Source organism: Sphingomonas sp. Leaf412 (genome assembly GCF_001425405.1).
Taxonomy (GTDB): Bacteria; Pseudomonadota; Alphaproteobacteria; order Sphingomonadales; family Sphingomonadaceae; genus Sphingomonas.
The window spans coordinates 411007-420530 of sequence record NZ_LMQP01000001.1; the positions used below are offsets into that span (position 1 = coordinate 411007).

At 70.3% G+C, this 9524-nt stretch carries 10 protein-coding genes; 6 read left to right on the forward strand and 4 right to left on the reverse strand.

What is annotated here, in order from left to right:
• Window positions 1-18 precede the first annotated feature (18 nt).
• Together ASG29_RS01850 and ASG29_RS01855 are read right to left on the reverse strand one after the other, a co-directional pair.
• A complete protein-coding gene (locus tag ASG29_RS01850; protein WP_055979325.1) occupies window positions 19-681 on the reverse strand; it encodes an MBL fold metallo-hydrolase in 663 nt (220 codons plus the stop codon).
• Window positions 678-2624 (reverse strand): S9 family peptidase, encoded by a 1947-nt coding sequence (locus ASG29_RS01855; protein WP_055979328.1) that lies wholly within the window; start codon window positions 2622-2624, stop codon window positions 678-680. Before ASG29_RS01855 ends, ASG29_RS01850 begins: the two co-directional genes overlap by 4 nt.
• 174 nt (window positions 2625-2798) lie before the next feature.
• Between ASG29_RS01855 and pabB the strand changes: the two genes are divergently transcribed.
• From pabB to msrA, 4 genes are all read left to right on the forward strand, one after another.
• Window positions 2799-4523: an aminodeoxychorismate synthase component I gene (pabB, locus tag ASG29_RS01860; RefSeq protein WP_055979331.1), complete on the forward strand. Its 1725-nt coding sequence runs from the start codon at window positions 2799-2801 to the stop codon at window positions 4521-4523.
• A 53-nt stretch (window positions 4524-4576) separates the two neighbouring features.
• Window positions 4577-5776, forward strand: a complete 1200-nt coding sequence (locus ASG29_RS01865; protein ID WP_055979334.1) for a pyridoxal phosphate-dependent aminotransferase — start codon at window positions 4577-4579, stop codon at window positions 5774-5776.
• A 294-nt stretch (window positions 5777-6070) separates the two neighbouring features.
• A complete protein-coding gene (locus ASG29_RS16585) occupies window positions 6071-6226 on the forward strand; it encodes a hypothetical protein (RefSeq protein WP_156457835.1) in 156 nt (51 codons plus the stop codon).
• 41 nt (window positions 6227-6267) lie between these two features.
• The gene (gene msrA, locus ASG29_RS01870) at window positions 6268-6912 is read left to right on the forward strand and encodes a peptide-methionine (S)-S-oxide reductase MsrA (protein ID WP_055979337.1); all 645 of its coding nucleotides are present in this window, start codon (window positions 6268-6270) and stop codon (window positions 6910-6912) included.
• 170 nt (window positions 6913-7082) lie between these two features.
• Here the strand turns inward: msrA and ASG29_RS17340 are convergent, their stop codons facing one another.
• Window positions 7083-7601, reverse strand: coding sequence for a YceD family protein (locus ASG29_RS17340; RefSeq protein ID WP_055979340.1), 519 nt, complete (start codon window positions 7599-7601; stop codon window positions 7083-7085).
• A complete protein-coding gene (locus ASG29_RS17345) occupies window positions 7598-8137 on the reverse strand; it encodes a ubiquinol-cytochrome C chaperone family protein (protein ID WP_414883971.1) in 540 nt (179 codons plus the stop codon). The genes ASG29_RS17340 and ASG29_RS17345 overlap by 4 nt, the downstream gene beginning before the upstream one ends.
• A 121-nt stretch (window positions 8138-8258) precedes the next feature.
• Between ASG29_RS17345 and ASG29_RS01885 the strand changes: the two genes are divergently transcribed.
• Both ASG29_RS01885 and ASG29_RS01890 read left to right on the forward strand, forming a co-directional pair.
• A complete protein-coding gene (locus tag ASG29_RS01885; RefSeq protein WP_055979343.1) occupies window positions 8259-8738 on the forward strand; it encodes an outer membrane protein assembly factor BamE in 480 nt (159 codons plus the stop codon).
• Window positions 8739-8893: 155 nt separating this feature from the next.
• A complete protein-coding gene (locus ASG29_RS01890; protein WP_055979345.1) occupies window positions 8894-9412 on the forward strand; it encodes an RcnB family protein in 519 nt (172 codons plus the stop codon).
• The last annotated feature ends 112 nt before the right edge of the window (window positions 9413-9524 follow it).

Genomic DNA, 9524 nt, shown 5'->3' on the forward strand with positions numbered 1-9524 from the left:
AGCGACAGGCGGCCGCGGTTACGCCGACAGTGCCGAATCGCTGACGAACATGTTCCACTGGCGTTCGTGCGCGAAGGTGCTGGGCTTCCCGTGGCCGGGGATGAAGGTCGTGGCGTCGCCCAGCGGCCACAGCTTCGTCACGATCGATTCGATCAGTTGCTTGTGATTGCCCATCGGCAGGTCGGTGCGCCCGACCGATCCCTGGAACAAGACGTCGCCGACCTGCGCGAAGTTCGACGGCGCGTGGTGGAAGATCACGTGGCCCGCGGTGTGGCCGGGGGTGTGGTAGACGTCGAGCGTCAGGTCTCCGACCGTGACGGTATCGCCATCGACCAGCCAGCGATCGGGCTCGAACGGCACCCCGCGGATGCCCCAGTTCTTTCCGTCCTCCTCCAGCCGCGCGAGCCAGAAGCGGTCGTCCTCGTGCGGGCCCTCGATGTCGACGCCATAGGCCTCCGCGCACGGCTTCGCCTCCCCCGCGTGGTCGATGTGGCCGTGGGTCAGCAGGACCTTCTCGACCGTGAAGCCCGCCTGCGTCACCGCCGCCTGGATCTTCGCCAGGTCGCCGCCGGGATCGACGATCGCACCCTTCATCGTCGCGGTGCACCAGATCAGGGTGCAATTCTGCTCGATCGGCGTGACGGGGACGATCGCGGCGCGCAGGGGAGGCTGCGCGCTCACTTCGCGGCCCCCCGCCCCGTCGGGCCCAGCAGGTTGGTTTCCCAGAAGGTCAGCGCGGCGAGGAAGGCATAGTCGCGGTTCGCCTTCTTCGCGAAGCCGTGGCCTTCGTCCGCGGCGACGACGTGCCACGCCTGCCGCCCGTTGGCGCGGACGGCGGCGACCATCTGGTCCGCTTCCGACTTGGGCACGCGCGGGTCGTTGGCGCCGGTGACGACCATCAGCGGGATCTTCAGGTCCGCCACATGCGTCATGGGCGAGATCGCGATCAGCTTCGCCTTCTGCTTCGCGTCACGCTCGTCGCCATATTCGACGCGGCGCAGGTCGCGACGATAGCTTTGCGTGTTTTCAAGGAAGGTGACGAAGTTGGAGATCGCGACGATGCACTGCGCGCCCTTCAGCCGCGTACCGTAGCGGATCGCGGCGGCGTAGCACATGTAGCCGCCGTAGCTGCCGCCCTGCACGCCGACCTTCGCGGCGTCGATCGCGGGATCGGCGAACAGGCGGTCGAGGAAGGCGCCGATGTCCCTGACCGAATCCTCGCGCTTGAACGGGCCGTTGTCGAGGCCGACGAATTTCTTCCCATAGCCGCTCGACCCGCGGACGTTGGGGAAGAACATCGCGATGCCCAGTTCGTTGACGTAATAATTGTCTGCGCCCTGGAAACCGGCGACCTCCTGCCCCTCCGGCCCGCCGTGGATGTCGATCAGCAGCGGGCGCCTGCCGGGGAATTTCGCGGGATCGGGGCGGTAGAGGAAGCCCGACACCTCGGTCCCGTCGAAGCTCTTCACCGTCACCAGTTCGGGCACGCGGTTGACGGCGGCGTCGAGGCCGCCGGTCTCGCTGTCGGTCCAGCGCGTCACCGCCAGCGTTTCGGGATCGATCGCGAAGGCGTCGCCCGGCGTCGTCGCGCCGCTGACCGTCACCGCGATCGTGCCCCAGGGCGCGATGGCGATGCCGCCCGCGACGCCCTTCGGCAAGCCGTCGACCGTCCGCACCGCTTTCGTCGCGAGGTCCATCACCTTCACGCGCGTGAACCCGGCCTCGTTCAGGTCGTACACCAGGAAGCGGCCGTCGTCGGAGATGTCGAAGCCGTCGACGTCCCACCTCTTCTCGTTCGCGATGGGGGTGAAGCGCCCGTTCTTCGGATCGAGCGTGCCAAGCCGCTGGAAATCGGAGCCCTTGTCGCTGGTCACCCACAACGTCCCGTCGGGGGCGTATTGCGCGCCGCCCCATGCCACCGCCGCCTTCGGATCGGTGATCGCGGTCAGCTTCCCGGTCGCAAGGTCGAGGTCGTACAGCGTCGACTTCTGGATCGATTCGGACTTGGCGACCACGGCGTGCGTGCCGTCGGGCGCGAAGTCCGCGATCTGCCAGCCGCCGCCCTGCACCTGCGCCACCATCCGGTCGGTTTTCGGATCGCGCGGGTCCATGACGTAGAGGTCGGTGTCGGCACCGTTGCGGCGGGTGGAGGAATAGCCGATCAGCTTCCCGTCCTTGCTCCATGCGCCCAGCGAATTGCGGCTCTTCCCATCGGTCAGCAGCGTCAGGCGGCCGTCCTTCAGCGTGTACAATTGGTAGAATTCGCCGCCGCCGACGTCCTTCTGCACGACCAGCACGTCGCCCGATTTCGAATAGCTGCCGCCCGATACGCGATCCGCCTCGAACGTCACCTGCCGCCGCATCGCCAGCGGCTGCGCCACGGTGTGCAATTGCGCGACGTTGGCGAAGCGCGTGGTGACGAGGAGCGAACGGTCGACGGGGTTCCAGTCCACCACGCCCGCCGAGCGCGCCTCCAGATAGGGGCGCACCCGGTCCGCCAGCGCGGCGGGGATCGCGGGGACGCCGTCCGCGGTGATCGCGGCGGGGACGGGCACGGTGGCTTCCTGCGCAGCGACGGGGGTCGCGAGTGCGAGCGCGGTCAGCGTGACGAGCCTGTGATGCATGCGTATCTTCCCCTTCGACCGTCGCCCTCACCCTTCCGCGACTTCGTCGCTCCCTCCCTCTCCCGATGCGATGGGGAGCAGGGCAGGGTCAGGGCGGTCAAGCGAACCCTAATCGGCGTCCCCGCCACTGGCAACGCGCTTGCCCCGCCGCGACGCGGCGGGCATGCGGAACCGATGCTGCCCGATCCCCCCTTCGTCCTGCTCGACGATGCCCGCGACGGCGGCGCGGGGGCGCGGCTGTATGCGCGGCCCGAGCGGGTGCTGGTCGCGTGGACGCCCGATGAGGTGCGCGATGTGCTCGCCGACGTGCGCGGGTGCGGGCGCGACGTGGCGGGGTTCCTGAGTTACGAGGCGGCGGGGGCGTTCGAACCGCGTGCGATGCTGCCGGGGCGCGTGACGCCGCTGGCGTGGTTGGGCGTGTTCGACGGGTGGGAGACGGTCGACGTCCCCGCGCTGCTCCCCGACGCCGCGGGCGGATGGGCGGGGGCGCCCGAGCCGCTGGTGACGCGCGCCGACTATGACGACATGTTCGCGCGCGTGCAGGCGCTGATCGCGGCGGGGGATTTGTACCAGGCGAACCTGACGTTCCGCGCGCGCGTGAGGATCGCGGGCGATCCGCTGGCGCTGTACGCGTCCTTGCGCGCCGCGACGCGCGCGGGATGGGGCGCGGTGGTGGCGACGGGGGACGATTTGCTGCTGTCGCTGTCGCCCGAATTGTTCTTTTCGGTCGCGGGCGACACGCTGACGTGCCGGCCGATGAAGGGCACCGCGCGCCGCCTGCCCGATGCGGCGGCGGATGCGGCGGTGGCGCGGGGGCTGGCGGAGGACGAGAAGCAGCGCGCCGAGAACCTGATGGTCGTCGACCTGATGCGCAACGACCTGTCCCGCGTCGCGGTGGCGGGCAGCGTCGCGGTGCCCGACCTGTTCGCGGTCGAAAGCTATCCCACCGTCCACCAGATGACCTCCACCGTCACCGCGACGCGGGCACCGGGGCGCGACGCGGTGGACGTGCTGGGCGCGCTGTTCCCGTGCGGGTCGATCACCGGCGCGCCGAAGCTGCGCGCGATCGCGGCGTTGCAGGGGATCGAGGCGGATGCGCGCGGGCCGTATACGGGTTCGATCGGGCGGATCGATCGCGAGGGCGATGCGATGTTCAACGTCGCGATCCGCACGCTGCTGATCCGCGACGACACCGCGACGATGGGGCTGGGCGGCGGGATCGTGGCGGATTCGACCGCGGCGGCGGAATGGGACGAGGCATTGGCGAAGGGCGGATTCGTGACGCATGCGCAACGGCCGCTCGACCTGATCGAGACGATGGCGTTCGACCCGATGGAGGGGATGCTGCTGCTCGACCGCCACATGGCGCGGATGAAGGCGAGCGCGACGGCGCTGGGCTTCGCGTTCGACCGCCATGGCGCGCGCAACGAATTGCAGGCCGCGACCTTCCGCCTGCGCGGGCCGGCGAAGGTCCGGGTGATGCTGGCGCGGTCGGGCACGATCGCGATCGAGGTCGCGCCGCTGCCCGCCCGGCGCGACGCGCCGCTGGCGGTCGTCGTGGCGCCCCTGCCCGTCCCGCCGCACGACCTGCGGCTGCGGCACAAGACCAGCGACCGCGGCTTCTACGACGCGGCGCGGGGACAGGCGGACGAGGCGGTGTTCGTGCGCGCCGACGGACAGGTGACCGAGGGCAGCTTCACCAATTTGTTCGTCGCGCGCGACGGATTGCTGGTCACCCCGCCCGCGGACCTGGGCCTGCTGCCGGGCGTCCTGCGCGGCGAGTTGCTCGACACGGGACGCGCGGTGGAGGGGTCGGTGACCGTCGACGACCTGCGCGACGGCTTCTTCCTGGGCAATGCGCTGCGCGGCCTGATGCCGGCCAAGCTGGCGGTTGCGTAACAAGCGTGCGCCGTCCATAGGCGCCGCGCAATTTCCTGACGAGGACCCCGCCCGTGCATCCCTCCGCCGCGCTCGACCGCATCAGCCCTTCCCCCACGCTCGCGATCACCAGCCGCGTCCTGGAACTGAAGAAGGCGGGCGTCGACGTGATCGGGCTGGGCGCGGGCGAGCCCGATTTCGACACGCCCGACTTCGTCAAGGACGCCGCGATCCAGGCGATCCGCGACGGGAAGACCAAATACACGAACGTCGACGGCACCGCGGAGCTGAAGGACGCGATCGTCGCCAAGTTCGCGCGCGACAACGCGCTGACCTACACGCCGCAACAGGTGAGCGTGAACGTCGGCGGCAAGCACACCTTGTTCAACGCGCTGGTCGCGACGCTGGACGCGGGCGACGAGGTGATCGTGCCCGCGCCCTATTGGGTCAGCTATCCCGACGTGGTGCAGTTCGCGGGCGCGACCCCCGTCATCGTCGCGGCGGGCGCGGCGCAGGGGTACAAGCTGACCCCCGACATGCTGGAAGGCGCGATCACGCCGCGCACGAAGTGGGTGATCCTGAATTCGCCGTCCAACCCCACCGGCGCGGCCTATAGCGTCGCGGAGCTGAAGGCGCTGGGCGACGTGCTGGCGCGGCATCCGCACGTGTGGGTGTTCGCGGACGATATGTACGAACACATCGTCTACGACGGGTTCCGCTTCGCCACGATCGCGGAAGTGTGCCCCGAATTGTACGAGCGGACGCTGACGGTGAACGGCTGTTCGAAGGCCTATGCCATGACCGGGTGGCGCATCGGCTTCGCCGCGGGGGCGCCGTGGCTCATCAAGGCGATGGCGAAGTTGCAGTCGCAGTCGACCAGCAATCCGTGTTCGATCGCGCAGGCGGCGGCGGCGGCGGCGTTGAACGGCGACCAGTCGTTCCTGAAGGAGCGCGCCGCCGCGTTCCAGGTGCGCCGCGACCTGGTGGTCGGGATGCTGAACGCGGCCGACGGGATCACCTGCCCGACGCCGGAGGGCGCGTTCTACGTCTATCCCGACGTCGCGGGCGTGATCGGGAAGACGACGCCGAAGGGCGTGACGATCGCGACCGACAGCGATTTCGTCGGCTACCTGCTGGACGATGCGCGCGTCGCGGCGGTGCAGGGCGTGGCGTTCGGCGTCTCGCCCGCGATGCGGATCAGCTACGCCACCAGCGAGGCGCAGCTGACCGAGGCGTGCCGCCGCATCCAGGAGGCGTGCGCCGCATTGCGGTAACACGTCCCGCCGCCCCCCGCCGTTCGGCCTGAGCGAAGTCGAAGGCTATGCCCCGGCGCAGGTGCTTCGACTTCGCTCAGCACGAACGGGGTGTGTCGAAACGGAAACGATCCTGTTCCCGCTTCGCCATTTCGTCGCCGCGCGCCGCGCCCTATCTGGGCGGCAGATGAACGGGCGACCCAGCCGCGGTTCAGCCCGACCCCGTTAATTCCCCCTTCCACGCCGCCGGTTCCGCCGGCGCATCCGACCCCCGTCGCGCGACGTAGCTCGCCCGACCGCAAAGGACATGACGCGATGACCCGGCTCCTGAAATCCAGCTTCCTGTGGCAGTTCGCGGGTGGATTCATGATCGGCGCGGTCGGCATGGGCGCGCTGGCGGCACAGAGCGACGCGACTCCCGCCGCGACCACCCCCGCCGCGATCCACGCCCCGACCGACGCCGGTCGCTGACCCCCCTTTCGACGGCGGCGGCGCGGCACCATATCGGTCGCATGACCCGCATCCCCCTCCTCCTCGCCCCCTTCCTGCTGGCCGGCTGCGGCCAGGCGGTCGCCGAACGCGCGGTCCCCATCCCCGCTTCCCGGACCGACGTCCCCGCCGCCGCCGGCCAGCAGGTCGCCGTCCTGGCGGGCGGCTGCTTCTGGGGGATGGAGGCGGTGTTCGAGAATTTGAAGGGCGTGCGCGCCGTGACCGCGGGCTATGCCGGCGGCACGCGCGCGACCGCGACCTACGACGCGGTCAGCACCGAACGGACGCGCCATGCGGAGGCGATCCGCATCACCTACGACCCGCGCGTGGTCAGCTATGCCACGCTGCTGCGCGTCTACTTCTCGGTCGCGCACGATCCGACGCAGCTGAACCGGCAGGGCCCGGACACCGGCCCCAGCTATCGCTCCGCCATCTTCCCGCAATCGCCGCAGCAGCGCGCCGTCGCGACCGCCTATATCGCGCAGCTGAACGCGGCGCGGGCCTATCCCGCGCGACTGGTCACGACGGTGGAGGGCGGTGCGTTCTTCCCGGCGGAGGCGTATCACCAGGATTTCTTCCGCAAGAACCCGTCGCATCCGTATATCGTGCGCTGGGACAAGCCGAAGGTCGCGGCCTTCCGCGCGGGGTTCCCGAAACTGGCGGTGTAGCGCGGGGGCGAGACGATCCCGGTCGCATCCTTTCCGTCATGCCGGACTTGATCCGGCATCCATGGCTCCGCAGGAGCCGCTGGCATTGCTTGCGCGGCACGATGGACCCCGGATCAAGTCCGGGGTGACGGTTTTGGTGGAGCGACGCATTTCCCGACGTCGCCTCACACCTACTCCCTCTCCAGCGCCTGTTTCAGGCCGGCGAACGGACCGGTCGCGACCTCGTCCTCGCTCTTGACCCCCGCCTCCTTCAGCACCGCCGCCGCGACGGGACTGCGCGGGAAGGGATCGAGCGCGAGCGCCATCGTCTCCGCCGCGGCCTCGCCCAGGTCGATGCCGCCGCCCTCGATCTCCACCGTGTCGAGCGCGTCGGCGGCCAGTTCGATCTCCTCCTCCCCCACCGCGTTCGATGCGACGAACAGCAGCGCGACCGGTTCGTCCACCGCCGCGGGCACCGGCTCGCCCGTGGCGACGCACGCCTGCACCACGTCCGCGGTCACGCGCCCGCGCACCGCGATGCCATGGCCCTCGCGCACTACGGTCAGCACGCCTTCCAGCCGGTCGACCGACACCAGGCCGAAACGGGCCGCCAGCGCGGCGCGCTCGGTCGCGTCGGCGGCGATCGCGACCCGGCGCTCCTCGCCCCCGATCGCGTCGAGCCGTTCGATGCGCGAGAATTCGGGCGTCACGGCAATTGCCCCTGCATCAGGTCCGCGACCGGTACGCCCGCCAGCGCCGCGCGCAGATCCTTCAACCCCTCGCGCGTGTGTGCCACCGCGCCCGCATCGGGCGATTCGCCGCGGTACAGGTTGCGGACCAGCGCGTCGTCGAACGCGGCGTCGCCGTCGACAAGCGCGGTGCGATAGCTGCCCAGCCGTCCGCCCAGCATCCCCATCATCCGCCCGACATGCTTGCCCACGACCATGTCGCCAAAGCCGATCTGCCGCACCTGCGCATCCATGTCGTCCACGAACCGCTCGGTCAGGCGCATCGTCGCCTCGGTCCCGTCCTCCCCCTGTTCCAGCCGCAGCAGGACCATGCACAGCACCGCCGCGACCATGTCGAACCGCCCGTCGAGCGTGTCGGACACCTGCCCGTCCAGATACCAGTGCGGCCGCCGCGCGATGGCGACGACGGCGTCGTACAGCGGCAGCGCCTCGGTCGGGTCGGGACGCCGGAGCAGGCCGGGGAGGAAACGCGGGAAGAGGCGGGCGAGGATGGTCAAGCGGGCTCCGGAAACGGCGAGGGGACGCGCCGCTTGTGTCGGCGGCGCTCCCCCCATATTGGTGCGCGCGAGCGCCGCTGTCCATGCGGACGGGCGTCGGCTCGCGTCACGCGGAGTATCCATGCGCCCCCTTCTCGCCCTTTCGATCCCCGCGGCCGTCGTCGCCGCCGCCCTGTCGGGCGGATGCACCCCGCTGCGCTCGCACCAGGGCTATATCGTCGATGCCGATCTCGCCAACGCGATCCAGCCGGGCGTCGACAACCGCCAGTCGGTGATGGCGACGCTGGGGTCGCCCAGCTTCGCCAGCCAGTTCAATCAGGGCGACTGGTATTACATCTCGCGCGACAGCCGGAACCTGGCGTTCAACCCGCCCAAGCCCAAAGAGCAGCTGACCATCCGCATCAGTTTCGACCAGGCGGGCAACGTCACCGCGATCCGCCGGTCGGGCGTGGAGCAGATCGCGGCGGTGAAGCCGTACAAGAAGGTCACCCCGACGCTGGGTCGCGAACGCGGCTTCTTCGCCGAACTGTTCGGCAACATCGGCGCGGTCGGCGCGCCGGGCATGGGCGGGGCGCAGGGCGGCGGACGCGACCGGCCGTGACGCGCACCCCGGTCGGTCCCGTGCGACGCGCGCGGGACATGCCCCACCTTTCGTTTCGCTGACGAACCCATTCCCGGCGCATTCACCCGCGCCGCGCCATTACCGGTCCCACGATGACGGCGCATCCGCCGCCATGCGACGAAAGGACCCGAGTGATGCGTAAGTTGATCCTCGCCATGCTGGTCGGCGCGACCGCGCTGCCGACCATGGCCACCGCCCAATCCTGGGGCGAGGTGCGCCGCGACCGGCAGGACATCCGCGAGGAGCGCCGCGACCTGGACCGCGCCTATCGCAACGGCGACCGCCGCGAGATCCGCGACCAGCGCGAGGACCTGCGCGATGCGCGGCGCGAATATCGCGACGACCGCCGCGACTGGCAGAACGACCGCCGCGGGAACGCGGGCCGCAACGACTGGCGCGGCTGGCGCTATGACCATCGCGCGCAATACGCCCGCGGCAACTGGCGCGCGCCGTTCCGCTACCAGGCGTTCCGCGTCGGTGCGCGGATCCAGCCGGCCTATTACGGCGGCCGCTACGCCATCGTGCGCCCGGCGGAATATCGCCTGCCCAACGCGTACGGCAACACCCGCTGGGTGCGTCATTACGACGACGTGCTGCTGGTCGACTGGCGCCGCGGCGTCGTGCTGGACGTGATCCGCAACTTCTTCTGGTAGGCAGGAAAATGGGGGCGGGCGCCACGGCGTCCGCCCCCTCTTCCCGTCCCGCCCCCGTCCCGGTTCGGCCGCGCCGTGCAAACGCCACGGCGCGGCCGGTACCGGCTTGGGG

Bases quoted from the DNA above. Each gene is read 5' to 3' on its own strand.
- ASG29_RS01855 (WP_055979328.1), bottom strand. From the start codon at position 2,624: ATGCATCACAGGCTCGTCACGCTGACCGCGCTCGCACTCGCGACCCCC.
- pabB (WP_055979331.1), top strand. From the start codon at position 2,799: ATGCTGCCCGATCCCCCCTTCGTCCTGCTCGACGATGCCCGCGACGGC.
- ASG29_RS16585 (WP_156457835.1), top strand. From the start codon at position 6,071: ATGACCCGGCTCCTGAAATCCAGCTTCCTGTGGCAGTTCGCGGGTGGA.
- msrA (WP_055979337.1), top strand. From the start codon at position 6,268: ATGACCCGCATCCCCCTCCTCCTCGCCCCCTTCCTGCTGGCCGGCTGC.
- ASG29_RS01885 (WP_055979343.1), top strand. From the start codon at position 8,259: ATGCGCCCCCTTCTCGCCCTTTCGATCCCCGCGGCCGTCGTCGCCGCC.
- ASG29_RS01890 (WP_055979345.1), top strand. From the start codon at position 8,894: ATGCGTAAGTTGATCCTCGCCATGCTGGTCGGCGCGACCGCGCTGCCG.